The sequence below is a fragment of the Paraburkholderia sp. UCT70 genome (assembly GCF_050434085.1).
GTDB classification, from domain to species: Bacteria; Pseudomonadota; Gammaproteobacteria; order Burkholderiales; family Burkholderiaceae; genus Paraburkholderia; species Paraburkholderia tuberum.
The window spans coordinates 2,545,809-2,571,374 of record NZ_JBNPVZ010000002.1 but is presented as its reverse complement, the minus strand read 5'-3'; the positions used below and the strand labels follow the sequence as shown (position 1 = coordinate 2,571,374).

General features: G+C 62.1%; 20 protein-coding genes and 1 pseudogene. All 21 read left to right on the top strand.

What is annotated here, in order from left to right; genetic code table 11:
* Positions 1-4 precede the first annotated feature (4 nt).
* The 21 genes and pseudogenes from OKW41_RS14145 to OKW41_RS14045 all read left to right on the top strand — a co-directional run bounded on the left by OKW41_RS14145 (position 5) and on the right by OKW41_RS14045 (position 25,448).
* Positions 5-418 carry a RidA family protein gene (locus OKW41_RS14145; protein WP_429360802.1) on the top strand — a complete coding sequence of 138 codons (414 nt, stop codon included), beginning with the start codon at positions 5-7 and terminating at the stop codon, positions 416-418.
* A gap of 76 nt (positions 419-494) precedes the next feature.
* Positions 495-1,859 carry a DUF1329 domain-containing protein gene (locus OKW41_RS14140; RefSeq protein ID WP_429572904.1) on the top strand — a complete coding sequence of 455 codons (1,365 nt, stop codon included), beginning with the start codon at positions 495-497 and terminating at the stop codon, positions 1,857-1,859.
* 77 nt (positions 1,860-1,936) lie between these two features.
* Positions 1,937-3,769, top strand: a complete 1,833-nt coding sequence (locus OKW41_RS14135) for a DUF1302 domain-containing protein (RefSeq protein WP_429572903.1) — start codon at positions 1,937-1,939, stop codon at positions 3,767-3,769.
* A gap of 64 nt (positions 3,770-3,833) precedes the next feature.
* Positions 3,834-6,194: an efflux RND transporter permease subunit gene (locus OKW41_RS14130; protein ID WP_429572902.1), complete on the top strand. Its 2,361-nt coding sequence runs from the start codon at positions 3,834-3,836 to the stop codon at positions 6,192-6,194.
* Positions 6,195-6,211: 17 nt separating this feature from the next.
* Positions 6,212-7,178, top strand: a pseudogene (locus tag OKW41_RS14125) (WD40/YVTN/BNR-like repeat-containing protein).
* 88 nt (positions 7,179-7,266) lie between these two features.
* On the top strand, positions 7,267-8,745 hold the full coding sequence (locus OKW41_RS14120) for a flavin monoamine oxidase family protein (RefSeq protein ID WP_429572901.1): 1,479 nt from the start codon (positions 7,267-7,269) through the stop codon (positions 8,743-8,745).
* Positions 8,746-9,426: a c-type cytochrome gene (locus OKW41_RS14115; protein WP_429572900.1), complete on the top strand. Its 681-nt coding sequence runs from the start codon at positions 8,746-8,748 to the stop codon at positions 9,424-9,426. It begins immediately after the preceding gene.
* A gap of 187 nt (positions 9,427-9,613) precedes the next feature.
* Positions 9,614-10,747 (top strand): saccharopine dehydrogenase family protein, encoded by a 1,134-nt coding sequence (locus OKW41_RS14110; RefSeq protein WP_429572899.1) that lies wholly within the window; start codon positions 9,614-9,616, stop codon positions 10,745-10,747.
* Positions 10,748-10,792: 45 nt separating this feature from the next.
* On the top strand, positions 10,793-12,346 hold the full coding sequence (locus tag OKW41_RS14105; protein WP_429572898.1) for a class I adenylate-forming enzyme family protein: 1,554 nt from the start codon (positions 10,793-10,795) through the stop codon (positions 12,344-12,346).
* A 25-nt stretch (positions 12,347-12,371) separates the two neighbouring features.
* Positions 12,372-13,613 carry a thiolase family protein gene (locus OKW41_RS14100; protein WP_429572897.1) on the top strand — a complete coding sequence of 414 codons (1,242 nt, stop codon included), beginning with the start codon at positions 12,372-12,374 and terminating at the stop codon, positions 13,611-13,613.
* A 178-nt stretch (positions 13,614-13,791) separates the two neighbouring features.
* Positions 13,792-15,135 carry an NAD(P)/FAD-dependent oxidoreductase gene (locus tag OKW41_RS14095; RefSeq protein ID WP_429573415.1) on the top strand — a complete coding sequence of 448 codons (1,344 nt, stop codon included), beginning with the start codon at positions 13,792-13,794 and terminating at the stop codon, positions 15,133-15,135.
* 256 nt (positions 15,136-15,391) lie between these two features.
* The gene (locus tag OKW41_RS14090; RefSeq protein ID WP_429292819.1) at positions 15,392-16,078 is read left to right on the top strand and encodes a TetR/AcrR family transcriptional regulator; all 687 of its coding nucleotides are present in this window, start codon (positions 15,392-15,394) and stop codon (positions 16,076-16,078) included.
* Between the two features lie 197 nt (positions 16,079-16,275).
* Positions 16,276-17,565, top strand: coding sequence for an acyl-CoA dehydrogenase family protein (locus OKW41_RS14085; protein WP_429572896.1), 1,290 nt, complete (start codon positions 16,276-16,278; stop codon positions 17,563-17,565).
* Positions 17,566-17,846: 281 nt separating this feature from the next.
* Positions 17,847-19,331 (top strand): flavin monoamine oxidase family protein, encoded by a 1,485-nt coding sequence (locus OKW41_RS14080; protein WP_429572895.1) that lies wholly within the window; start codon positions 17,847-17,849, stop codon positions 19,329-19,331.
* Between the two features lie 10 nt (positions 19,332-19,341).
* The gene (locus tag OKW41_RS14075; protein ID WP_429563417.1) at positions 19,342-19,998 is read left to right on the top strand and encodes a c-type cytochrome; all 657 of its coding nucleotides are present in this window, start codon (positions 19,342-19,344) and stop codon (positions 19,996-19,998) included.
* Between the two features lie 34 nt (positions 19,999-20,032).
* Positions 20,033-20,710 (top strand): hypothetical protein, encoded by a 678-nt coding sequence (locus tag OKW41_RS14070; RefSeq protein ID WP_429360814.1) that lies wholly within the window; start codon positions 20,033-20,035, stop codon positions 20,708-20,710.
* An 84-nt stretch (positions 20,711-20,794) separates the two neighbouring features.
* The gene (locus tag OKW41_RS14065; RefSeq protein WP_429360816.1) at positions 20,795-21,526 is read left to right on the top strand and encodes a hypothetical protein; all 732 of its coding nucleotides are present in this window, start codon (positions 20,795-20,797) and stop codon (positions 21,524-21,526) included.
* A 36-nt stretch (positions 21,527-21,562) separates the two neighbouring features.
* Positions 21,563-21,859 (top strand): EthD family reductase, encoded by a 297-nt coding sequence (locus OKW41_RS14060; protein WP_429292825.1) that lies wholly within the window; start codon positions 21,563-21,565, stop codon positions 21,857-21,859.
* Positions 21,860-22,006: 147 nt separating this feature from the next.
* Positions 22,007-23,599, top strand: coding sequence for a Re/Si-specific NAD(P)(+) transhydrogenase subunit alpha (locus tag OKW41_RS14055; RefSeq protein ID WP_429573414.1), 1,593 nt, complete (start codon positions 22,007-22,009; stop codon positions 23,597-23,599).
* Between the two features lie 13 nt (positions 23,600-23,612).
* On the top strand, positions 23,613-25,025 hold the full coding sequence (gene pntB, locus OKW41_RS14050) for a Re/Si-specific NAD(P)(+) transhydrogenase subunit beta (protein WP_429572894.1): 1,413 nt from the start codon (positions 23,613-23,615) through the stop codon (positions 25,023-25,025).
* Positions 25,026-25,136: 111 nt separating this feature from the next.
* Entirely contained in the window at positions 25,137-25,448 is a 312-nt protein-coding gene (locus tag OKW41_RS14045) for a high-potential iron-sulfur protein (protein ID WP_429292827.1), read from the top strand.
* Positions 25,449-25,566: the final 118 nt, after the last annotated feature.

Sequence of the window (25,566 nt, the reverse complement as noted above, 5' to 3'; positions counted from 1 at the left end):
CATCATGACAACGTCCACCAGGCGGCAATCGATCGTTCCGCCGCCGTTCCAGGCGTTCTACGACGCTTACCATTTTTCGCCCGCGACACGCGTGGGCGACACGATCTGGGTCTCCGGCCAGGTTGGCATCGGCCCCGATATGAAAGCCGGCGAAGGTATGGAGGCGCAGGCCCGCATTGCCTTCGAGTCCCTGAAAGCCGTGCTCGAGAGCGCGGGCGGCAGCCTTGCAGACATTGTGGAGCTGACCACGTTCCACACGGACCTGCGCGGCGAGATCGAGGCCTTTTCGGCGGTCAAGGACGCGTACTTCCCGGCGCGCTATCCGTCGTGGACCGCGGTTGGCGTAACACAACTGGCGCTTCCCGAGTTGTGCATCGAGATTCGGGCTGTGGCGGTGGCAGGGTGCGGCGAGGGCTGAGCGGTCCGGTCCCGGGACGCCTGGTTTGAATCAAACGATATGTACTGCAAATGAACGTGGTATAGGACGGAGAGTCATGATGAGAAAGCACACAATCGGAGCCGCATCTGCCATCACGGCGGCGTTATTGTTCATGGCCGGCGTGGCCGCTGCCGACGACCTCACGCCGGTCGGCGGCGAGCGAGCGGCCAGCAAGGACGGGCTCGTCCCGGCGTTTGCCGGCAGGGAGGCCACGCCTGCAGGCTGGGAATGGGGCAAGGTTCGCGGCGAGTTCTGGTCGCACAAGAACGAGAAACCCTTGTACACGATCGATGCGTCGAACGTCGACAAGTACGCCGACAAATTAGCGCCGGGGCAGATCCAGCTCATCAAGCAGTCGAAGGGTTACCGCATGGACGTCTATCCGTCCCACCGCGAATGCCAGTTGCCGGACTTCGCCGAGCAGAATTCGAAGGCTAATCTCACGACGGCGAAACTCGCTTCGGATGGTGAGACGGTGCAGGCCGCAGTGCTTCCCGGGGTGGCTTTCCCGCAGCCGAAGAGCGGCGCCGAAGCGATCCTCAACTACGAGACGCGCTATCGCGGCGAGGGTATCGAGTGGTCACCGGTTGTGACATCCATTTCTCCGCGCCCCGGCAGTAGTGACTGGATCGACGCAATCGGCCCGCAGGCGTTCTATTTCCCGGCGGGCAAGGAGGGCAAGACCACACCGCAGGACGTCGATCAGTTCAACCTCGGCGCCTATTTCTCGGTCGATTCGCCCGCGGCGCTGGCCGGACAGGCATTCGTGCAACGCCAGTACTTCGACAAGGACTCGGAGACCTACTACTACTTCCCTGGACAGCGGCGCGTGAGACGCATGCCGGCCTATACGCACGATGCGCCGCTGATCGGCTTCGAAAACCAGTACCTGATCGACGAATCCAACATGTTCAACGGCTCCATCGACCGCTTCAACTGGAAGCTCGTGGGCAAGAAGGAAATGATCGTCCCGTATGACGATTTCGGCATGTACACCTTCAAGGACAAGCTGCACGACGTCGCCACGCCCAACGGCATTTCGTCCGATCATCGTCGTTACGAGGTGCACCGCGTCTGGGTGGTCGAGGCAACGCTTAAGCCATCGGCCCGCCACGTCGCTTCGAAAAAGGTCTTCTATCTGGATGAGGACAGCTGGCTCGCGCTCGTGGGCGAGGACTATGACGCGCAGGGCAAGCTCTGGAAGATGCGCGAGAGCTATCCGATCCCGGTATGGGAGTTGGGCGGCGCCTGCGATAACGAGCCGATGGCGCAGTACGACCTCAACAATGGACGCTACGTCTTTGACGCCTCGTCGATCGGCCAGGGCAAGGACGTCCGCTGGTACCAGCAGGTCAACGATCCTCGTTTCAAGACGGACTTCTACTCGGCCGAATCCCTGCGATCGGTGAGCGAGCGCTGAAGTTCGGCAAACCACAAAGGGGGCCGGCGCGCATCGATGAGGCGCGCTGGCAATGAGATTGGCGGCAGGGGAGGGTGATGAAAACGAAGACGATAGTAAGGACTGCGACAGTTTCGCTGGCGATCGCCGGCGCGGCTGCCACCTCCAGCGCGTATGGCTACGAGTTTACGACCGGGATCAACGATCTTACCGGCTCGTGGGTGACCAACCTCACGGCGGGCGCAGGCATCCGCACCAAAAACCCGAGCTGCTCGCTCACGGGTGACCCGAACGCGTTCGACTGTGGAGCAGGCGCTAACGTGAACCAGTGGGGCGTTGGCGACAACGGCAACCTGAACTATCGCAAGGGTCAGCCCTTCAGCACCTACGTCAGCGCGACGAGCGAGCTGCTCTTCAAGATGCCGAGCGAGGGACTCAAGTTCATGATTCGCGGCACCGGCATGTACGACTTTCTTGCCGGTGATACGAACAGAACCCCGCTATCGAGCACCGCGTCGGCACAGGTCGTCTATGACGTGCAGTTGCTCGATCTATGGGGCGAGAAGGACTTTACGATCGGTGGTAACGCCGCGCATGTGCGGCTCGGCAATCAGGTGATCAACTGGGGAGAAAGTATCTTCGCGATGGGTGGCGTGAACGCCACTAATTCTCTCGATGTCCAGAAGCTGCTGATTCCCGGCTCGCAACTGAAGCAGGCGCTGCTTCCGGCGCCCATGATTAGCTTCGCCGCCGATCTTTCTCATGGTTTTAGTACTGAGGGTTACTATCAATTTTGGTGGAACGGCAACCGCTATCCACCGGTCGGTTCCTACTGGTCAGTGTCCAACAGCCTCGGCCGCGGGACGGAGCCATATACGGTCAGCACCAACAACCTCAACGTAGCCGGCCCGAGTGCAGGCACGATCGCCGGGCCTGCCAGCGGCAACCAGGACACGCTCAACGGCATCTACACGGGTCTCGTCAACGGCGCTTTCGCCGGGCCGCCGTACAACGTGATTGGCCTTCCGGTCGAGTGGCAGGCACCATCAAAGTACAAGCCCCAGTTCGGCGTGAAGTTCAACTATTCGCCGCGCTCGTTTGACGCAAACTTCGCGATTTACTACCTCAACTATACCGACAAGTCGCCGGTGCTTTCGTCGCTGGCCAACGGGACATTGCAGTGGTCGTATCTGCAGAACCGTCAGCTCTTTGGAGCGAGCGCAAACTTCGGGCTTGGTCCCTGGGCGATCGGCACGGAGCTTTCGTACCGGCCTCATGATGCCGTGGCGCTGTCGAGCTGCTATGGCGCGGGTGGCCCGCTGGACCTGAACACCAACGGCGTGGCAGGCATCGACTGCCAGCAATGGGCCGATAAAAAGAGATTCCAGTACGACATCAACGGCATTCTCGCGCTCACGCGCAGCGAATATCCGTTTCTCAAACTGATCGGCGCAGACGCTGCGGCGCTCACCTGGGAACTCACGTGGATCTACTACCCGGGCCTGGGCTCGAATGGCGTTACGCGCACGGTCAACGGGCAGAGCGTCACGCAGGTGCCGATGGCGGGATATTTCCCATGGCTGAACAACAACTCGAACCTGGGCTATCCCATCGCTATGGGACAGGGAACGTCGAGCTCGGTGGGCGCCACGGTGGACTTCAACTGGACCTATGACGGTTCTCTGATTCATGGCTGGCAGGTGACGCCGGGCATTACATTTGCCGATGGCCTGTACGGCTATACACCAACGCTGAGCGCGAACTACATGCAGGGGGCGAAGTCGTTGAACCTCTACGTGCTGTTCAACCAGAACCCGACGGTGTGGCAGGCGGGGATCAACTACACGCTGTTCTGGGGAGGGCACAACACGGTCGGACAGCCTTATGCGGACCGAAACTTCGTCGGGATGTTCGTCACCCGCAACTTCTGACGATTCATCAGCCAGAGGGCGATCCCACGTATGGGATCGTCGAAACACCTGAAGGGATAATGCCGTGTTAAATCGCCTGGTAAAAACGCTGGAAAGGGTCTTCTTCGGTTACCGTGCGGCGGTGCTCGTGAGCATCGTCCTGTTCACCGCCGTCATGGCCTTTTTCGCGGTGCAACTGCGCATGGACGCGGGCTTCGAGAAGCAGATGCCGATCGGCCACGAATACATCCAGACCTTCCAGAAATACCGCTCCGACCTGCTCGGCGCGAACCGGATCACCGTGGTCGTGCGCGCCCGCAAGGGCCCGATCTGGACGAAGGAGGGCCTTACGCGTCTGTACAAGGTGACCCAGGCCGTCTCGTACCTGCCGAACGTGGACCGCATTGGCGTGCAGTCGCTGTGGACGCCAAACGCCTACGTGAACGAGATCACCGACGAGGGCTTCCGCGCAGAGCCGATCATCTCCGGCACGATCACGCCGGACCAGCTCACGCCGGACGTCGTCGCGAAGATCCGCCGCGCGACCACACTCGGCGGCTATGTCGGCACGCTCGTTTCGCACAACGAAGACAGCGCCATGATTACGGCCGAGCTCAACGAGCGCGACCGCAACGGCAAGGTGCTCGACTACGTAGCGTTCAACCACCTGCTGGAAGCGCAGATCCGCAAGCAGTTCGAAGACGCGGGCTATGAAATCCAGATCATCGGCTTTGCCAAGCAGATTGGCGATATCGCCGATGGCGCGACCGCCGTGCTCGGCTTCTGCGGCATCGCACTGCTGCTGACTGCGCTCGCGGTCTACTGGTACTGCCATTCGGTGCGCTTCACGGTGCTGCTGATTTCATGCTCGCTGACGTCGCTCGTCTGGCAATTCGGCACGCTCAAGCTGCTGGGCTTCGGACTGGATCCGCTCGCGGTGCTGGTGCCATTCCTCGTCTTTGCGATTGGCGTCTCGCACGGCGTGCAGCAGGTCAACTTCATCGTGCGCGAGATCGCGCACGGCAACAGCTCGTTCGACGCAGCGCGGCACAGCTTCAGCGGTCTGCTGATTCCGGGCGTGCTGGCACTTGTCACCGCATTCGTCTCGTTCATCACGCTGCTGCTGATTCCGATTCCGATGGTGCGGGAACTGGCCATCACGGCCTCGCTGGGGGTCGCATACAAGATCGTGACGAACCTCGTGCTGCTGCCGGTCGCGGCGTCGTGCTTCAACTTCACGAAGCGCTATGCGGACAGTGCGCTCAAGCGCAGCGAGCGGCGCTCGTCGTGGCTGCGGGGGCTCGCGCGCATCGCGCAGCCGCGCTATGCAGGCGCGACCGTGGCATTGACGCTGGTGGTGTTCGCACTGGCCGCCTGGCAAAGCCGCGACCGCGTGATCGGCACGCTTCAGCCGGGCGCGCCGGAACTGCGTGCGGATGCGCGTTTCAACCGCGATGCCGCGTCGATTGCGTCGAGCTACGACATCGGCCTCGACTGGCTCACGGTCGCGATCGAGTCGGCGCAGAAGGGCTGCGATAACCCGGCGGTCGGCCTGTACGAGGACGACCTCACGAGTGCGATGCGCACCGAGCCCGGCGTGGTATCGGCACAGTCGTACTCGGCGATGCTGCGCCGTTACAACCAGGGCTACAACGAGGACTATCCGAAGATGAATGTCGTGCCGATCGACCCGGAGAACTATGGGGCGGTGTCGGTGGACGTCGGTCGTGTCAAAGGCTTCATGAAGGCGGATTGCAGCATGACGGCCGTGCATCTGTTCCTCACCGATCACAAGGCCACGACGATCAGCCGGATTCTGGATGACGTGAAGACGTATCGCGCAACGCATCGGTTCCCGGGCATTGCCGTGCGTCTCGCAGCCGGCAATGCGGGCGTACTCGCCGCAACCAACGAGGAAGTGGCGGCAAGCGAGCTGCCGATGATGCTTTACGTGTACGCGGCGATCCTGATCCTCGTGTTCCTCGCCTACCGCGACTGGCGCGCGATGCTGGCGTGCTGCCTGCCGCTATCGGTGGCGACGTTCATCGGTTACTGGTTCATGAAGGAACTGCAGATCGGGCTTACGGTAGCCACGCTTCCGGTGATGGTGCTGGCCGTGGGCGTTGGCGTTGATTACGCGTTCTATATCTACAACCGGCTGCAGGTGCATCTGGCGGGTGGGCAGAACATCGTCAAGGCGGTGCAGCACGCGATGCTCGAAGTGGGCGTGGCGACGATTTTCACCGCGATCACGCTGGCGATCGGGGTGGCGACCTGGAGCTTCTCGGCGCTGAAGTTCCAGGCCGACATGGGCAAGCTGCTGGCGTTCATGTTCCTCGTGAACCTGCTGATGGCGATGACGGCGCTGCCCGCACTGGCTTCGGTGCTGGAACGGTGGTTCCCGAGGCGCAAACCGGCGCGCGCGCCCGGACTCTTCAGTCATTGAACATGGGAGACGCAGTCATGATCAAGATGCTTGTTGCCTGTGCCGCGCTGTGCGCGATTGCGGCAGTCTGGGCCCTGCCGCCGGGAACCGTTGCGCAGTGGGCGGCGATGCCGGCGCGCGCATGGGCGGGCCCATCCCACATGATGTTGCTGGACGCCGCGCGTGCGGGCAAACGCATCGTGGCGGTGGGCGAGCACGGCGTGATCGTTCTATCGGATGACGAAGGAAAGACGTGGCGCCAGGCCCGGCAGGCGCCGGTCTCGGCCACGCTTTCGGCGGTGACGTTCATCGATGCGCAGCGCGGCTGGGCGGTCGGCCAGTGGGGCGTGATTCTCGCGACCACCGATGGCGGAGAAACGTGGGAGAGGCAGCGCATGAATCGCTCGGTGGACCAGCCGCTGTTCTCGGTTCTGTTCACGAACGAGAGGGATGGCCTGGCGGTAGGCCTGTGGTCGCTGATGCTGGCCACACACGATGGCGGCAAGACGTGGGCCAAAGTGACCGCGCCGAAGCCGCCGGGCAGCACGAGGGCGGACCGCAACCTGTACCACATCTTCGCGGACCGCCAGGGCGCGCTTTATATCGATTCGGAACAAGGCATGGTGCTGAAGTCCACGGACGGTGGCGCGAACTGGAGCTATCTGGCGACGGGCGGAAAGGGCACGCTGTGGAGCGGCGTGGCGCTGCCTGACGGGCGGATCGTGGTGGGCGGCGCTGCTGGGCAGCCTGTACCAGAGCAGCGACGGCGGAGCGACGTGGGCCGCGCTCAACTCGGGTACGAAGAGTTCGATCACCGATCTCGTGGCGACTCAAAACGGACTGATGGGCGTCGGGCTCGATGGCCTCGTGTTCCGGCAACGCGAGGGCAGCATGTCGTTCGAGGTTCAGCAGCGCGACGATCGCGCGACGCTCACCGCTGCAGTGATCGATGACGCCGGCAAACCGGTGTTGATTTCGCAGGACGGGGCGCTGACGGCACGTTGAGAAACGCCAGTCGCTACCTTGTCAGAACGTTCTCCTGAGGTGCAGAGAAGAAAGGGGAGAAATAATGAAACTGAATTGGGCATCAAGCATGGATCGGAAAAATAAGCCGGATGCACAGACCCGGCGTCAGCTGCTACGTGTTACGGCGTTGGGGGCGGCGTCACTCGCCGCCGGCGGCATGTCGCTGGCACAAGCCGCCGTAACCAAGCCCATCAACGGCGACATTCTGGACGTCGCGATCGTCGGCGCGGGTCTAGCAGGACTGACCGCGGGTCGCGACCTCAAACAGGCCGGATGTGATTCGTTCGTCGTGCTCGAGGCACGCAACCGCGTCGGTGGACGCACGTATAACCATGACCTCGGGCATGGCGTCGTTTCCGAAGCCGGAGGGCAGTGGATCGGTCCCGGCCAGACGGCGATCTTCGATCTGGCGCGTCAACTCGAGATCGATACGTTTCCGAGCTGGTACACCGGCAAGACCGTGGTGATGGCGGAAGACGCCACGGTGGCCCAGGACTTCCATGGTGGGACTGGCGGCGATGACACGATCGGGAACCGGCTTGCCGAACTGTCGCGCGGTGTGCCGTCCGGCGCGCCGTGGACGGCGCCTCATCTGGCGGAACTGGACAAACTCTCCTACGGCGAGTGGCTCTTGCAGCAGGGGGTGAAATACGAGGACGGCTACTTCCTCGCACTAGCCGCGAAGCTGACCACGGGCGGCGCGCCGGCGCAGCTGGGTCTGCTGCATTACTTATCGATGATCAACAGTGCAAGCTGCAACTACACGCAGCTCGAAGCGTTCAAGGGCGGCGCGCAGGAAACACGCATCGTCGGCGGCTCGCAGCGTCTGAGCATCAAGATGGCCGAGCAACTGGGCGACAAGGTCAGGCTGTCCTCGCCGGTGCGCAGGATCGCGGGCTGGGATCGTGATGTCGTTGAGCTTCACACCGATCAGGGCGTCCTCAAGGCGCGTCGTGTGATCGTTGCGATGAATCCGGCCCTGTGCAATCAGGTGGTTTTCGATCCGCCGTTGCCCGGCGGACGGGCGCAACTCCAGCAGAACTGGCCCACGAACGCCCCCATGCGCAAGACGGTCCACGTCTACGACAAGCCGTTCTGGCGTGACGCCGGATACTGCGGAACGATCTTCCAGGTCGGCGGCCCGGTCTTCATGGCCTACGACAACTCGCCTCCCGATGCATCGCTCGGCGTGATCGCCGCATTCGTTGCACCGGGGATGCTGCCGCACGACTCGGCGATGGCCGAAAAGACACTGTCGGCCACTTATGCCAAGGCATTCGGGGACCGCGCGCTGCATCCGACGCAGTTCCACGATTACGACTGGGGCCGGGTCGATCCCTGGACCCTGCATTGCATCGATCCTGTGCCGCCGGGCTTCTGGACGAAGTGGGGCAAGTATCTGCATCCCGAAGTGGGGCGTCTGATCTGGTCAGGGACCGAAACCGCGGACATCTGGGCCGGCGCAATGGACGGCGCAGTGCGTTCGGGCCACCGCGCTGCCTTGCAGGCGCTGGCCGGCTTCACTCGACGCGGCGAGGTGGCGTGAATGAAACGCACATGGATCGTGAGCGCAGCCGTCTTGCTGGCAGGTGTCGTGAGCGTTGGAGCGCTCTACGGACGCGATTACATCGACGGCATGCAGTTTGAGAAAGCGATGAGCGAGGTCGACAAGACAGAGGTGGCCAACGGCGGCCCCTGGCCGCAACGTCAGGAGACCTGCTACTTCTGTCACGGTGCGCACGGGCAATCCGTCAACGCCTCGTATCCGGCGCTGTCCGGACAGCCCGAGGCTTATCTCGTCGCGCAGTTGCACGCGTTTGCCGATGGGCAGCGACTCGACCCCTACATGGGTGCGATTGTGAGGGAGCTTACGGATGAGCAGATCAAAACACTGGCTGTCTATTTCTCGCGGCAGATGCCGGTCCAAAGTGAAGCGGAGCGCGGCCAGCCGGCGCTCGAACAGCGCGGCATGGCACTCGTCGCGGCGAAAAGCTGCCAGGCCTGCCACGGGGCATCGTTCATGGGCCGGGAACAGATTCCACGGCTGGCCGGCCAGGGCGAAGCCTATCTCGCGGAGCAGCTTGCTGCGTTCAAGACGGGCGAACGTCGTGACCCGAGCGGCGCAATGAACGGGATGGCCGCTACATTGTCCGGCGAAGACATCCACGCGGTGGCCAGCTACCTTGCGGGGTTGAGCCCGGGAGGCGGCAGCGCAGGCATGCAATAGCCGCTATGGCGTAGAGCTACAGGAGTCGGGAAGAAGCAGGAAATAACCTGCTTTTTTTTAAATCTATGTATTTTGTAACGTGACCTATATTTGGTATTATGTTCTATAACATCGGAGCGCATTATCGCGGCAAGCCCGGCATCTAGCCGACGCAAACATTCCACCAATCAAGTTTCAGGAGGCAGGTATGGCAAGGCACCCCGTCGTCGTTTATGGCGCAAGCGGTTACACCGGCATGTTGATCATGGACTGGCTCATCGACCAGGACATTCCCTTTACGGCGGTTGCGCGCAATGCGAAGCGTACGCAGGACATGATGGCGCGGCGAGTCGTGCGCCTCGAATCAGCGAACTACGAAATCATCGAGGCCGACCACAATGTTGATGCGCTCGTGAATGCATTTCGAGGTGCGAAGGTCGTGTGCACCACCGTCGGGCCGTTCTTCGATTTCGGGCTGGTTGCGGTAGAGGCGGCACTCAAGGCAGGTTGTCACTACCTCGACACTACTGGCGAGCAACACTTCATCCGCCAGGCGCGCGATCAATTTGGCGAGTTGTACCGTCAGGCTGGTCTGCTGTTGTCGCCGTCGAACGCGTACATGTACACGTTCGCGGAAATTGCCGCCGAGCTGGCACTCGAGACGCCGGGTGTCGACGCGCTCGAGACGGCGACCTTGACGCGGGGCCCCCGCGGTGCCGGCGCCGGTGTGAGCGTCGGCTCCACGGCGACCATCTTCGGAGGCTATCGCCAGGAGTCGTGCTATCTGTGGGAAAAGGAGCTGGTGCCGCATGAGAAGCACGCTTCATTCAACGTTGCCTCCCCCGATTTCCTTCAGCCCGTGTTCGCGCTCCCTTGGGGTGGCACGTCGCTGCCGGTGTACTTCGAGCACGATCCGCGCGTGCGCAGCTGCATTTCTTGCGTGGGCTTCTACGACAACAACGCGATGCAGATGGTGCATGCGCTCGGACAAAAGTGGGATGCCGAGTACGCGAACCTGCCCCGCGAGCACCAGGATGCGGTGCTCAAGCAGCTCGTCGATTCCACCACGCCGGCCATGCCGCCGCGCGAGCGCACGTCGCTTCATCGCACGGTCGACTTCGCGATCGGTCGCGGCCAGCTTGCAGCGGTGCGTGCAACCCTGCACGGCATCACGCCGTACATCTCCACTGGCGCCATTCATGCGGCCGGTGCCATCAAGCTGCTTGACGGCGAGACCGCCAGGGTGGGCTTCGCTTCAGGTTCGAAGGCATTCGGACATCGCTATTTGCTCGGGTTCCTCGAGCAGCGTGGGCTCGCGCGCGCAACGATCGCGCAGCTGTAAGCACCGCGCGCGCAGATTCCGGACTGACTCAGGGAAACATGGGACATGGCAATCATTGACTTCTTCGACCGCGGTTGGCGCATCAACCCCAATGGCGTCGCCTACATTCAGGACGAGCGTAGCTATTCGTTCAGTGAGGTTCACACACTGTCGTGCCGCATCGCCAACGGCCTGCTCGCAGCCGGCTTCGAAAAAGAAGCGAAGGCGGCGGTCTGGGCCGACAACGACGTCACGGCATGGACTTGCACGCTGGGGCTGTGGCGTGCCGGGGTGGTGTGGATACCCGTGAACGGACGCACCGCACCGCAGGAGAATCAGTACCTGCTCGACGCGTTCGATTGCGAAGCGCTTTTCTTTCATCAGGCGTTCGCACCGGCGATCGAAGCGCTGCGTCCCAGCCTGCCCAAGGTCAGGCTCTGGGTCTGTATCGATGCCGATCTGCCGTGGGCGCCGTCGCTCGAGAAATGGAGCGCGGCGCAGCCCGCGACCGAACCGCGCGTCGATTACGACATGGACGACATCGTGACGCTTTCGGGTACGGGCGGGACGACCGGATTGCCCAAGGGCGTGATGAACACGCATCGTGCGTTTCAGACTTACTTCGCGCAGTTCATGATGGCGTATCCCTATGGCGTGGAGCGCCCGGTGAATCTCGCTGCAGCGCCCATGACACATACCGCGGGGATGCTGTCGCTGCCTTGCACCGCTCGCGGCGGTACGGTGGTCGTGCTGCCGAAGCCCGATCCGGCGCTTCTTCTCGCGGCGATCGCGAAGCATCGGGTCACGGAGTTCTTCCTGCCGCCGACGGTCATCTATCGACTGCTGGATATCCCGGGCATCGAGAGCCAGGATTTTTCGTCGCTCAAATGCTTCCTCTATGGTGCCGCGCCGATGTCGGTGGAGAAGCTCAAGCGCGCGATCGCGGTGTTCGGTCCGGTCATGGCGGGTGGCTATGGCCAGACGGAAGCCCCCGCGTCCATCTCCTATCTCACGCCTGCCGAGCACTTCGTCGACGGCAAGCTTGCGCCGGATAGCCGGCTCTCGTCGGTCGGCAGGCCCAACCCGCTGATCCGTGTCGAAATCATGAACGATCGCGGTGAAATCGTGCCGCAGGGCGAGACCGGCGAAATCTGCGTACGCGGCGACCTCGTCATGAAGGGCTACTACAAGGCGCCGGAGAAAACCGCGGAAACGATGGTGAACGGCTGGCTGCACACGGGCGACGTCGGCCATCTTGACCCGGAAGGGTACCTGCACATCACGGACCGCAAGAAGGACATGATCATCAGCGGCGGCTTCAACGTCTATCCGAGCGAAGTCGAGCAGGTGATCTGGGCGCATCCGGCGGTGCAGGATTGCGCGGTGATCGGCGTGCCCGACGAAAAGTGGGGCGAAGCCGTGAAGGCGGTAGTGGAGCTCAACGCGGGTCATAGCGTCAGTGCCGAAGAGCTCGTGGCGTTGTGCAAGGAGAAGCTCGGCTCGGTCAAGTCACCGAAGAGCGTGGACTTCATTGCAGCATTGCCGCGCAGCACGGCCGGCAAGGTGCTGAAAAAGGATCTGCGCGAGCAGTACTGGCAGGGAGAAACCCGCCGGATCTAAGTCAGCCACGTAGAGAAAAAACACCATGAGCGACATTTACATTGCCGGCATTGCGATGACCGTGTTCGGCCGGCACTTCGAACGCAGCATCGACGATCTCGCGGGCGAAGCATTACGCGGCGCGTTGAAGGATGCGGATTGTGGCGCCGAGGCGATCGGCGCGGCTTTCTACGCTGGCATCACTGCGGGGCCGTTGCAAGGCCAGCTGTCGATTCCGGGGCAGGTCGTCTTCAGCAAGATCGGCATTGAAGGCATCCCGGTCTACAACGTCGAAAACGCCTGCGCATCGGGCAGCACCGCCGTGCATCTCGCGGTACAGGCATTGAGGTCGGGTGCCTGCGATGTTGCGCTGGCGCTCGGTGTGGAGAAGATGAACGTCGCGGACAAGGCGAAGTCATTCGCCCTGTTCGAGGCGGGTTGGGACGTGACGCGCGTCGATGAGAACTTCGCCAGCCTGTTGAAGCTTGGCGAAGGCGTCGAGCCGCCGCCCGGTTCCGAGTCGGATCGCCCCTATAGCCGCTTCATGTCGGTCTATGCCGCGCTGTGCCGGTATCACATGAAGACCTACGGCACCACGCAGCGCCAGATCGGCGCCGTGTCGTCGAAGAACCATCTGCATTCGGTGCACAACCCGTATTCCCAGTTCCGCCAGGCTTTCACGATCGACGAGGTGCTCGCGGCGCCGCCGATCACATATCCGATCACGCTGCCCATGTGCGCGCCGGTTTCGGACGGCGCGGCGGCGGCGATCCTGTGCACGGGGGAGGGCTTGCGACGCATCGGTGCCGACCGCAGCCGCTGCATCCGGGTCGCGGCGAGCGTGGTTCGTAGCTTCACGCATCGTCGCCTCGACGAGCCGCAGAAGAACATCGGCCGCCTCGCGGCGCTGCAGGCCTACGAGCAGGCGAGTCTCGGTCCCGATGACATCGATGTCGCCGAGGTGCACGACGCGTCGGCGATGGGCGAAATCATCCAGGCCGAAAACCTCCAACTGGTTCCACCCGGTCAGGGCGGTCCGGCTGCCGAGCGCGGCGAGTTCACGCTGGGCGGGCGCATTCCCATCAACACGTCGGGCGGACTCGAATCGAAGGGACATCCATTGGGTGCGACGGGGATCGGTCAGCTTTACGAACTGGTTACCCAACTGCGGGGTGAAGCGGGGGCGCGTCAGGTACCTGAGGCGCGTCATGCGATTCAGGAAAATGGCGGTGGATTTCAAGGCGTCGAAGAGGCGGCACTTGCCGTCCACATTCTGAGCAAGTCTTGACGGAGCAGGTATGGACGAAATGACGGAAACCCAGGCAGGGCGGCAAGACGACTCGCGCTCCGGAGTGAATCGCCGCACTTTCCTCAAGGGCGCGGCGGCTGCTGCCGTGGTGGTGCCAGCAGTGGCGGCCACGCAATGCTCACGTGTCGATTCTGCTGGACCCGTTGCGGAGGGCAGAATGTCTGCGGACATGGAGAAGTACCGCGCGCTAGGCGGCTGGGTTGAAAGGCCGGACGATATGCAACCCGAACTCGCTGGCGACGTGAGCGCGGATGTGGTTATCGTCGGCGCCGGTTTTGCTGGACTTTCGGCGGCGCTGGAGCTGGTCAGCCACGGAGCGAAAGTGGTCGTGCTCGAGCGTGAGTTCGCCGGATTTGGCGCGAGCGGACGCAACGCGGGCTATCTGGCCGGCGCGCTCGCGCTCGAATACGATCTGTTTCTCAAGGACATCGGCAATGAGAAAGGGAAGTCGATCGTCCGCTACTACGAGGACGCCGTCCCCTTCGTGGAAGGCAAGCTCAAAGAGTACGAGATCGACTGTGACTACAACCAGACGGGGATCATCCGCGCGGGAATCGATCCCGCCCAGGAGGAGAAGGTACGCGAGGACATGCGAACTGGCGCCGAGTTGGGCTTTCAGTCGGAGTTTCTTGATCAGGCTGAGATGCGCGCGCGCGGTATTCCGCCGGCATTTCTGTTTGGCAACTACGTGCCGCGCGGTGGCACGCTCCACCCCGGCAAGTACGTGATGGGTCTCAGGCGCGCGGCTCTGCGAGCCGGGGTTAAGCTCTACGAGAATACGCCGCTGCTGTCTTACACGGAGGGGCCGGTCATCAAGGTGCAAACCCCACGAGGCAGTGCGAGCGCCCCGGTGCTGATGCTGGCCACCAACGCCTATACGCCGCAGCTTCGCCTTCTTGCAGACAAGGTCATACCGTTGCGGGTCTCGGCCATCGAGACCGAGCCGCTTTCCGATGCTCAGCGCAAGACCTTGGGCTGGCCGCGGCGCGAAGGCATCGTGACGGCACACTGGACCATGGAAAGCCACCGTCTGACCGTCAACAACACGCTCGTTGTGACGACGAAGCGGATACATTATCCATACGGCTCCAAAACGCCGAACGTGCCGGACTACGAGTCGTATCGCGAGCTGCGCACGGCGCTGCACGACCGCTTCCCGACACTCCAAGGTATTGCGTTGCGGGCCTGCTGGAGCGGCTATATCAGTTTGGCCAATGACGCGCTGCCGGTTGTAGGGGCGACAGGGGCGCACCGGAACATCTTCTACAGTGCCGGGTGCTCCGGACATGGCGTGGCCGCCCAATCCATGGTGGGAAACATGATTGCCGGGCGGATTCGCGGCATCGACAATCCGCTCCTTTCTGCGCTGGATCACAAGACACCATCAACGCTTCCCGAGCCCTTGCGATGGTGTGTGGTCAACGGGGCGCTGGGCGTGGTGAACGCGCTCGACGACCGCGTAAACCACAAGGCGCGCGCAGCGCAAGCGCAGCGGGCGTAATGTGCATAGCGCCATGGAATGCTTGCGGAGACCATGCCGCTCGCGGCCCGATTCGAGCATTGGGAGAGTCGCTCGATGATTGGCTACTGTGAATAGGGGTCCTATTAGGCGGGGACGAACGCTGCGTCACGCGCCCTCCATGTGGATGGTTGTTCAGCCTGGCGTAAGGTATAGTCATGTTTACCTAGAGAACGGTTCGTGTGACCGCGTTGCTTCGCTTCGGCGAGGCGTCATACTTCACTCAGGACGGAAAGCGATGACAGTGCCAAAAGAACCAAGCACCCGTAAGCGGCGCACGTCGAGTGTGGCAGCCTCCGCGGGAACCGCCCCGGACGGCCTGCGTGCCCAAGGCTTACGTACGCGGAATGCCATTATTCGTGTGGCAAGGAAGCTCTTGCTCGAGAGTGGTCCCATGGACTTCTCGCTGCGTGCCGTCGCCCTCAAAGCGGGAATCAGTGTCAGCAACCTCCAGTATTACTTCCCGACGCGGCCTGCCGTCCTGCGGGCGGTCATGGCGCCCATCATCGACACGTATCTCGATACGCTGAAACAGGCGCTCCAGAGCAACGTTTCGCCGCGTGCGACGATCGACGCCATTTTCGATCAGTCTGTGAAAGACGCGAAGGACTCGAAGAACATCGCGCTGTGGTGGCATTTCTTTTCGTTTGCGTCTACCGACCCGGAGTGCGGACAGTTGCGCGACGAATGGTACGACACCTTGACGACCGAACTTGCCACGCTCATTCGCGCGGCGAATCCGGAGCGTGGGGCGGCCGAGAGTGCACACATTGCCGTGCTGCTCATTTCGATGGCGGACGGCATGACAATGCATCTGGGCACTCCACGCGCCAAGCGCGCGTACATGCGAGGTTTCGAAGCGAAGTTTCTTCAGATCGCGCATGAGCTGGTATGGGGAAAGACGGTGGACGCAGAGGCCGCGTAGGGCAGCTCACGCCAGTGGAGGCACTGGCAGCCGCAGCGCCATGCCAGTGAAGAAAGAGGACAGGGGAATACCCTGTCTTTTTTTTTCACTCCGTGTTTTGTATTGTTACCTATGTTTGGTATGTTGATCTATAAATGTGGTGGCCGGGTTGCAGGGCGGTTCGGTCGACATGCGTCCAGGAGAGGAGGAGTACCGAAATGATTCGACTGCACAAGTCCGTAGGGTTGCCGCTGGCAGGATTGACCGGTTTCGAAACACCGATGAGCGAGGAGGAGCGTGCGATCCAGGACACGGTCCACCGTTTCGCACGCGACGTACTGAAGCCCGTCGGCCGCGAACTCGACCGCATGACGCCGGAAGAAGTGATCGCGCCCGGTTCGCCGTACTGGGCGGCCATGATGGAAAGCGCGAAACTCGGCCTCGATCCGCAGCTTCTCGCGCAGCTTCCTGCGGACATGGCGGTGCGGATCGAATCGTTGATCGGCGAAGAACTCGGCTGGGGTGATGCCGGGTTTGCCATCTCGATCGGTGTGGCGCCCGCGCCGTTGATGATGGCGCAGTCAGTCGGCAATCAGGAGCTGATTGATATGTGCACGGGCAAGATTGGTTGCTGGATGAACACGCAGCCCGACCGTGGCACCGATGCCGCGATTCTCTACCGCGACGAGATCGGCGCGGGCGGCAAGCAACCGGTGGGTAACCTCACGGCGAAGGTGGGCGCGGACGAAATCGTCATCAACGGGCAGAGTTCGGCGTGGATCTCGAACGGCTCGGTCGCACAGGTGGCGCTCGCGTACATGGCGGCGGACTATGGCGATGGCTTCTATGGCACCGGCGAACATGGCTCATTCACCAATGGCGTGGGCATGATCATTCCGCTCGATCTGCCGGGTATCTCGCGCGGTAAACCGCTCGACAAGATTGGCCAGCGCTCGCTGCCGCAAGGCGAGATCTACTTCGACAACGTGAAGGTGCCCACGCGTTTCGCCATTGCGTTGCAGGACGATTATCTCGGCAATCTGGCCTCGACCTGGTCGTTCGCAGGCACACACATGTGTCAGGTGTTCGTGGGGGTGGCGCGCGCCGCGTTCGACCTCGCGCTGGCGTATTGCCACGAGCGCAAGCAGGGTGGCGCGTTGTTGATCGACCACCAGATGACGCAACTGCGGGTTGGCGAGATGCTGCGCCGGCTGGAGATGGCGCGTGCGATCGCGCGGCGCAGCCTCGCTTTCTCGCGTCTGTCTCCGAAGAGCCATCCCTATGCGACGGCCCAGGCAAAGGTAAGCGTGACCGAAGAGGCGATGAAGATCACGCACGAGGCGTTCCAGCTGTTCGGCGGCAACGGCACTACCCGTGAATTTGCGATCGAGAAACTGTTCCGCGACGTGCGATCCGCACTGATCGAAGATGGCGAGAACTACCACCTCACGTTGCGTCTGGGCGTGCTGGCAGGAAAGCTCTATCAGAACGGGTGGACGAAGGAGTAACCACGCCTTCGGCGCCGAAGAATCGGTTCGGCGTTGGAGCTCGATGGCACTCGGATCGGGTTATCAGTTAGCAGCTAGTGTGAGGGCAGTGCCGTCAAGCTAGGTTCGCTGAAGCGAGAGATCTCGCGGTTCCCCGTTGAGGCGCACAAGTGATTCTCAAAGGAGTGCGAATGAGCTGCGCGGCAAGGTGTATCGACAAGATATGGAGACTTGCCTTTGACCGGGCAGTCGCGGTGACCCGCGCGGAGCGGGAGCGCCCTCATCACGTAGACAGAGTCAATATGGCAAAAAAATCTTCCGCGGACAACGCTGCAAACCCGCAGCGCAGGCAATGGCTCAAATATGCCGGTGCCTCGGCTGCCGCGGGCACGCTCGCGATGGGTGCGCAACAGACGTATGCCGCAATTACCAGGACCGCGCCAGGCGCGGACGGCGTTCTCGACGTCGCCATCATCGGCGCAGGGCTGGCCGGACTGACCGCCGCGCGCGACCTGCGTCAGGCAGGCTGCGAGTCCTTTCTCGTGCTGGAAGCCCGGGACCGCGTGGGGGGGCGAACGCTCAACTACAACATCCCCGGCGGATACGTTTCGGAAGTCGGCGGCCAATGGATCGGGCCCGGCCAGACCGCCGTCGCGGATCTCGCACGCGAACTGTGCGTCGGGACCTTCCCGACCTACTACGACGGGAATACGGTCATTCTGGGCGGAGACGGTCGCGTGGCAGTCGATCTGAAGGGCACGTTCGGCACCGACGAGTCGGTCGGGGCAAAGCTCAGCAGGCTCTCGCGCGACGTGCCTTGTGGCGAACCATGGACGTCCCCGAAGGCCAGCGAACTGGACAAGCTCTCGGTCGGTGATTGGCTGGAAAAGCAGAATATCAAGCCTGAAGACCAGGTTGCATGGAATGGCAGCATCACGCTTTCGGGCGGCGCAGCGCCGGCGAAGATGGGGCTGCTGCATTTCCTTTCGATGGTCAATTCGGCGGATTGCGATTACTCGCAGCTCGATTCCATCAAGCACAGCGCCCAGGAGACCCGCTTCATCGGCGGCTCGCAAATCCTCAGCATCAAGATGGCCCAGCAACTTGGCGACAAGGTGCGCATGTCCTCACCGGTCCGCCAGATTTCCGGTTGGGACGGCGACATCGTCACCGTGCATACCGACCACGGCGAAGTGCGGGCACGGACCGTCATCATGGCCATCCATCCGGCTTTGTGTCATCGGGTGCAGTTCGATCCGCCCCTGCCCGAGAAGCGCGCGGCCCTGCAGCGAGCCTGGCCCGCGCATTCCCCTGCACGGAAGACGGCCATGGTCTATCGCCGCCCGTTCTGGCGTGACAAGGGCATGAACGGCAGCATTTTCCAGTTCAATGGCCCGATCCTCTGGGCCTTTGACAACTCCCCGCCGGCCGCAGAGATCGGGGTCATCAACGCATTCGTCGAGAATGCGATGGTCCCGTCGGATCGGGACGCGGCAATGGCCATGCATAAGCAGTTCTACGCGCAGGCATGGGGCGACGAAGCGCTGTCTCCCATCGCCTATCACGATCAGGACTGGGGCCGGGCCGATCCGTGGACCATTACCTGCGTTTCCGCGATTCCGCCGGGATTCTGGAGCGCCCACGGCGAAGCGCTGCGCCCGTCGTGCGGCAAGCTGATCTGGTCGGGGACGGAGACTGCGAATATCTGGGCCGGCTACATGGATGGTGCCGTGCGTTCTGGCCATCATGGCGCGCTTCAGGCGCTGAATGCCCTGCGTCGGGCGTAGGAAGGCGACGATGAAAAAAATTCTATTGATTGGCATTCCTTTGGTTGTCGTCCTGTTGCTCGCAATTTTCGGTTCGGATCTGCTGGGTCTTTATCGCTTTCAGAGCTATATCACGACGTCGACCACGGCTTACCTGGCCGACGGCGGCGCCTGGCCGCATATGACCGATGTCTGCATGGGCTGCCATGGGGTCAAAGGCAATTCGCTCGATCAGGGGTATCCGAGCCTGGCGGGGCAGCCAGCGCCTTACCTGGAAGCCCAGCTCCACAGTTTCGCGACTGAGGCGCGGCGCAATCCGAACATGGGGCCTCTCGCGATGACGATGAGCGATCCGCAGATCAAATCGCTTGCTGAATATTTCTCCACTGTCACTCCTGCCGCGAATCGCTACTTCAAGCCGGATGCGCAACTGCGCGAGCAGGGGCAGCGCCTGGTGGCCACGGGCAACTGTGTCGCATGTCACGGTGCCCAATTGACGGGCCACGACCAGTTTCCGCGTCTGGCTGGTCAGGGATATGACTATCTGCTCGCGCAGTTCGACGAGTTCGCTTCCGGAATCCGCAGCGAACCCACTGGCGTCATGAAGAACCTTGCAACAGGCTTTTCGGCCGAAGACCGCAAGGCCATTGCCACCTATCTGGCAAGCCTGGAGCCGAAGAAAAATTGACCAATCAGATGCAACCGGAGTTAGGAGTTTAGTCATGGACCTCAGAACCTTAGTTCTTATGCTATCCAGTGCTGTGCTGGCATTGAGTTCATTTTTTTTCGGCTGGAAGATCGTCAGGAAACGAAACTATCTTCTCGGGCTGGAGATGTGGATCGTCGGTACCTCGGCCACGAACGCCATCGGATTTTTTGCTACTGGCAATGCAGTTTCCTATGAGATAGCACACTTCTTTGACGCGTTTTCTCGTGGGTTCGGCATGCCCATTATTGCCGTCGCGGGCTTGATGGCGATTACGCACGGCTACAGACCATCAATTCGCCAGGACGTCGTGGTATTCGTCGCTTCCTTTGCGCTCACATTCGTCCTCGTCGGGGCGGATTTCATCTCCGGAGTTTTGCCCTACTTCTATCTGGCGATGTGGATCTGGCTGTCGATCTATCTCGCTTATTTCGTCAAGCGATTACTGGACATCGGCGCGATGCTCGAGGCGTTGGGAGTGGCAGTGGCGCTGGTGACATCGCTCGCGATTGCCGGCATTTACGACTTCTACAAGATCCCTGGAGAGGAAACCAACGTCGTGCTCAATTTCTTCACGCTTGCGTTGTGCACGTGGGCCTACTTCATGCCAGCCATCTATTACGGCTATTGCGCCTTGGAGCGGGTCCAAAGCAGGAGTGTGGCGTCAAATAACCCCATTCCTTATGGCAATTGAGCAAAAGCCCCCGCGGTTGCCGCGGTCCGATGCGACCGGAAGTCAAACGCGGGCAACGCTGAACGTTTCTCCTGGAGATTTGTGATGAATCAGACCTCGCGCGGGTTAATGCGCTTCACGGCCTGGAGCGCCATCATCGGCGCTCTGCTGGCGTACGCGAATGTTGGATTGTCCGTGGCGGTGACGGGCTCGGATGCGGATATGGTCCTGCACGGTGCATCGATGCTGGCATTGCCACCGGAGACCCGCGACCTGTTTCGCTGGAGCATGGCTGCCGACGTGTTCGGCTTCTACCTGCCTTTCCTCGCCATCGGTGGCTACTTTGTGCACGCATTTCGCGAGGAACTGGGCGCACTCGGCAACATGGTGGCGATGGCCGTCGTGCTGTACGTCATGGTGGGCGTGAGCGGCGCGGTCCTCCAGTTCGCAATCCTTCACCCGCTGGCGCACCTATATGCGGGCGGCGACGATGCCACGAGAAACGCCGCGGCGGCGGTATGGACGGCAATAGCCAATGGGACGCAAAACGGCCTTTGGTGGATCGAGGGTCCCCTCGTGCTCTTCTGGACGCCGATTGCCGCCAACGTGCTCAAGAGGGCAGGGTGGAAGGGATCGATCCTGCTGAAGATCGTCGGCGGGGCTTTCGGGATCTTCTTCCTGTTCGGCTTTTTCCCGGATCTCGACGCGCTTTCGAATGCGAGCGAGATGGTCGTCGTGCTGGTTCTGCCGTTGTGGATGTTGTTGTTCGGCTGGCAGTTGCTGCGCCGCGCACGAACGTTGCCGGCAAGCTTGCTGGGCGCTGGCGTGCCCACTTGAATCTACTCTCACATACATTTCAACACGGAATTGAATATGACTACCCTGATCGTGAGCTACCCGAGCACAGAAGGCGGGACGTTTGACCGCGAGTATTACCTTTCGACCCATGCTCCGCTTGTCCACTCGGCGTGGAGTGAGTTCGGTCTGCAATCGGCCGAGGTCCTGTTTCCATCATCAGAGCCGCAACCGTTCGCATGCGTAGCGATACTGCTTTTCAGGGATCAGGCCGGGATCGATAACGCCCTTTCCTCCGCGAAGGCCGCCGAGGTCATCGGCGACGTAAAGAACTTCACCAATACCACACCGACGATTTTCTGCGCGGACGACTGACCGATCGCGCGGCCTGACTGACTTCGCCCTTGCCGCCATCCCTGCATCGCATCACTGCGCTTTCGATTGCCGGAAAGTGAAAGGGGGCTCGACTCGCTCGACCCTTCTTGCGATGGCCGATACCAATGTGAACAATCAACTTGCCCTATGACATTACTGATTGGCATTCCTCTGGAAGTGGCCACCGGGGAGCGGCGTGTAGCAACCGTGCCCGAGGTGGTCGAGAAACTGATCAAGCTGGGGTTCGCAGTTGCCGTGCAAAGCGGCGCCGGCGCAGGTGCGAACTTTGGCGATGATGATTACCGTGCCGCGGGTGCCGAAGTCGTGGCAACGGCCGCCGAACTCTGGGCCCGCAGCGACATCGTGTTCAAGGTTCGCCTCCCGAGTAGCGAAGAAGTGGCCCTGATGCGCGAGGGTGGCACGCTGATCGGATTCGTGTGGCCGGCCCAGAACCCCGAACTGATGCAACAGCTGGCAGCGAAACGGGCCACCGTGCTGGCGATCGACTCGCTGCCGCGCACGCTCTCACGCGCGCAGAAGATGGACGCGCTCACCTCGATGGCGGGCATCAGCGGCTACCGGGCCGTCATCGAGGCAGCCCATGTGTTCGGCCGCTTCCTGAACGGTCAGGTCACCGCCGCCGGCAAGGTTCCGCCTGCCAAGGTCTTCATCGCCGGCGCCGGCGTCGCAGGCCTGGCTGCCATCGGCACCGCGGCGAGTCTCGGCGCGATCGTGCGCGCCAACGACACGCGCGCCGAGGTGGCCGACCAGGTCAAGTCCCTCGGTGGCGAATTCGTCAAGGTGGACTACGACGAGGAAGGCTCGGGCGGCGGCGGCTACGCCAGGGTCATGAGCGAGGGCTTCCAGCAGGCGCAACGCGCGATGTACGCGCAGCAGGCCAAAGACGCGGACATCATCATCACGACCGCGCTGATTCCCGGCAAGCCTGCTCCGAAGCTCATCATGGCCGAAATGGTGCAGTCGATGAAGCCGGGCAGCGTGATCGTGGACATGGCAGCGGAGCAGGGCGGCAACTGCGAGCTGACCGTGCCCGGCGAGGCGGTGGTGTGCCACGGCGTGACGATCGTCGGCTACACGGATCTCGCCTCGCGCCTCGCCCGGCAGTCGTCCACGCTGTATGCGTCCAACCTGCTGCGCGTGGTCGAAGAACTGTGCAAGACCAAGGACGGCAAGATCAATGTCGACTTCGACGACGACGCCATCCGCGGCCTCACGGTCATCAAGGAAGGCAACATCACCTGGCCGCCGCCGCCGATCAAGCAGGCGGCAGCCGCACCGAAGCCTCAGACGTCGCCGTCTGCGGTGGCCACGCCGAAAGGCCATGGCCACGGCGCTGGCGAGCCGATGTCTGCAAAGACGCTTGCCATCGTCTTTGCTCTCGGCGCACTGGCTTTCCTGCTGGTTGGCCAGTTTGCGCCCGCCGCTTTCCTGTCGCACTTCACGGTGTTCGTGCTGGCCTGCTTCGTCGGCTACATGGTGATCTGGAACGTCACGCCGTCGCTGCACACGCCGCTGATGAGCGTGACCAACGCGATCTCGTCGATCATCGCGATCGGTGCGCTGGTGCAGGTCGCGCCGCCGCTGGATGGGGCCGCGGTAGGCGACCGGCCATCGGGGCTGATCCTTGGCCTCGCCGTGGGCGCGCTGGCCCTCACGGCCGTCAACATGTTCGGCGGCTTCGCGGTGACGCGACGCATGCTGGCGATGTTCCGCAAATAAGGGAACGACAACAATGACTTCCAATCTGACTACCGTTTCCTACATCGGCGCGGCCATCCTCTTCATCCTCAGCCTCGGCGGGCTGGCCAATCCCGAGACCGCGCGCCGCGGCAACCTGCTCGGCATGATCGGCATGGTCATCGCCGTGCTGGCCACTGTACTCGGTCCACGCGTATCGGCAGCGGGCACTCCGTACGTCGTCGCTGCGCTGGTCGTCGGCGGCGCGATCGGCCTCATCGCCGCGAAGAAAGTACAGATGACGCAGATGCCCGAACTGGTCGCGCTGATGCACAGCCTGGTCGGCCTCGCGGCTTGCCTCGTCGGCTTTGCCAGCTACATCGACAGTTCCGTGCAGTTCACCGGCGCCGAGAAGGCCATCCACGAAGTGGAGATCTACGTCGGCATCCTGATCGGCGCGGTGACCTTCGCGGGCTCGGTCATCGCGTTCGGCAAACTGTCGGGCAAGATCGGCGGCAAACCGCTGCTGCTGCCGGCGCGCCACTGGCTCAATCTGGCCGCGCTGCTGGTGGTGATCGTGTTCGGCCGCGCGTTCCTGCAGGCGGAGACGATTCAGGACGGCATGATGCCGCTCGTCGTGATGACCGTGATCGCGCTGCTGTTCGGCGTGTACATGGTGATGGCGATCGGCGGTGCCGACATGCCCGTGGTGGTGTCGATGCTCAACAGCTACTCGGGCTGGGCGGCGGCGGCTACCGGCTTCATGCTCAGCAACGACCTGCTGATCGTGATCGGCGCGCTGGTGGGGTCGTCGGGCGCGATTCTGTCCTACATCATGTGTCGTGCGATGAACCGCAACTTCATCAGCGTGATCGCTGGCGGCTTCGGCAGCGGCGCGTCCGCGCCGGCGGTGGCGGGCGGCGGCGCGCAGCCGGCCGGCGAGGTGGTGGCGGTGAGCTCCGCCGAAACCGCCGAGCTGCTGCGCGACGCGAAGAGCGTGATCATCGTGCCCGGCTATGGCATGGCGGTGGCGCAGGCCCAGCACACGGTGTTCGAACTCACCAGCCTGCTGCGCGAAAAGGGCGTCGACGTGCGCTTCGCGATCCACCCGGTCGCTGGCCGGATGCCTGGCCACATGAACGTGCTACTGGCCGAAGCGAGGGTGCCCTACAACATCGTGATGGAGATGGACGAGATCAACGCCGACTTCCCCGAGGCGGACGTCTCGATGGTCATTGGCGCGAACGACATCGTGAACCCCGCGGCGCAGGAGGACCCGGCGAGCCCGATCGCCGGCATGCCGGTGCTGGAGGTGTGGAAGGCGAAAACCTCGATCGTGATGAAACGCAGCATGGCCTCGGGCTATGCCGGTGTGGACAACCCGCTCTTCTACAAAGACAACAATCGCATGCTGTTCGGCGATGCGAAGACGATGTTGAGTGAGATCTTCGGGGTGTTGAAGGCCTGAACGCGGCGATGTGCGCTTCCCATGCGCAAATCCACGCACCTTTGTCTATCCATAATTTACTGATATCCCTGTGTCTTATTGGCATGCCATTTCAAATAAAGGAGTATTTGCATGAGTAATTCGCGCCGTACTTTTATGACCATTACCGCAGGTATTGCTTCTGGACTAGCGCTGTCTCGCATTGCTTTTGCCGATGAGGCCAAGGTGTCGGAAGCCGACTCGACGTCGCTCGCGCTCGGTTACAGGATCGACGCTGCGAACGTCGACAAGACGAAGTATGCAAAGTACGCAGCGGGTCAGGTCTGTCGAAACTGCGCCTTCTATCAGGGTAAATCGAATGATGCGTTCGCTCCGTGCCCGATTTTCGGCGGCAAGCAGGTGGCGGGCAAGGGCTGGTGTAGTGCCTATAACAAAAAGGTCTGATCGCACACAGGCTGCTCGAACACGAAAGAAGTGTGCATGCCGCGCATCGTTTCGCGCCCCCAGCGCACAACCGATCGGCGCGAGCGATTCGGGTTCACACTACATAGTGGACTCCGTC

Bases quoted from the DNA above. Each gene is read 5' to 3' on its own strand.
- OKW41_RS14075 (WP_429563417.1), top strand. From the start codon at position 19,342: ATGAAAAAAATTCTATTGATTGGCATTCCTTTGGTTGTCGTCCTGTTG.
- OKW41_RS14120 (WP_429572901.1), top strand. From the start codon at position 7,267: ATGGATCGGAAAAATAAGCCGGATGCACAGACCCGGCGTCAGCTGCTA.
- OKW41_RS14060 (WP_429292825.1), top strand. From the start codon at position 21,563: ATGACTACCCTGATCGTGAGCTACCCGAGCACAGAAGGCGGGACGTTT.
- OKW41_RS14090 (WP_429292819.1), top strand. From the start codon at position 15,392: ATGACAGTGCCAAAAGAACCAAGCACCCGTAAGCGGCGCACGTCGAGT.
- OKW41_RS14070 (WP_429360814.1), top strand. From the start codon at position 20,033: ATGGACCTCAGAACCTTAGTTCTTATGCTATCCAGTGCTGTGCTGGCA.
- OKW41_RS14045 (WP_429292827.1), top strand. From the start codon at position 25,137: ATGAGTAATTCGCGCCGTACTTTTATGACCATTACCGCAGGTATTGCT.
- OKW41_RS14115 (WP_429572900.1), top strand. From the start codon at position 8,746: ATGAAACGCACATGGATCGTGAGCGCAGCCGTCTTGCTGGCAGGTGTC.
- OKW41_RS14065 (WP_429360816.1), top strand. From the start codon at position 20,795: ATGAATCAGACCTCGCGCGGGTTAATGCGCTTCACGGCCTGGAGCGCC.
- OKW41_RS14110 (WP_429572899.1), top strand. From the start codon at position 9,614: ATGGCAAGGCACCCCGTCGTCGTTTATGGCGCAAGCGGTTACACCGGC.
- OKW41_RS14080 (WP_429572895.1), top strand. From the start codon at position 17,847: ATGGCAAAAAAATCTTCCGCGGACAACGCTGCAAACCCGCAGCGCAGG.
- OKW41_RS14135 (WP_429572903.1), top strand. From the start codon at position 1,937: ATGAAAACGAAGACGATAGTAAGGACTGCGACAGTTTCGCTGGCGATC.
- OKW41_RS14105 (WP_429572898.1), top strand. From the start codon at position 10,793: ATGGCAATCATTGACTTCTTCGACCGCGGTTGGCGCATCAACCCCAAT.
- OKW41_RS14055 (WP_429573414.1), top strand. From the start codon at position 22,007: ATGACATTACTGATTGGCATTCCTCTGGAAGTGGCCACCGGGGAGCGG.
- OKW41_RS14145 (WP_429360802.1), top strand. From the start codon at position 5: ATGACAACGTCCACCAGGCGGCAATCGATCGTTCCGCCGCCGTTCCAG.
- pntB (WP_429572894.1), top strand. From the start codon at position 23,613: ATGACTTCCAATCTGACTACCGTTTCCTACATCGGCGCGGCCATCCTC.
- OKW41_RS14100 (WP_429572897.1), top strand. From the start codon at position 12,372: ATGAGCGACATTTACATTGCCGGCATTGCGATGACCGTGTTCGGCCGG.
- OKW41_RS14140 (WP_429572904.1), top strand. From the start codon at position 495: ATGATGAGAAAGCACACAATCGGAGCCGCATCTGCCATCACGGCGGCG.
- OKW41_RS14095 (WP_429573415.1), top strand. From the start codon at position 13,792: ATGTCTGCGGACATGGAGAAGTACCGCGCGCTAGGCGGCTGGGTTGAA.
- OKW41_RS14085 (WP_429572896.1), top strand. From the start codon at position 16,276: ATGATTCGACTGCACAAGTCCGTAGGGTTGCCGCTGGCAGGATTGACC.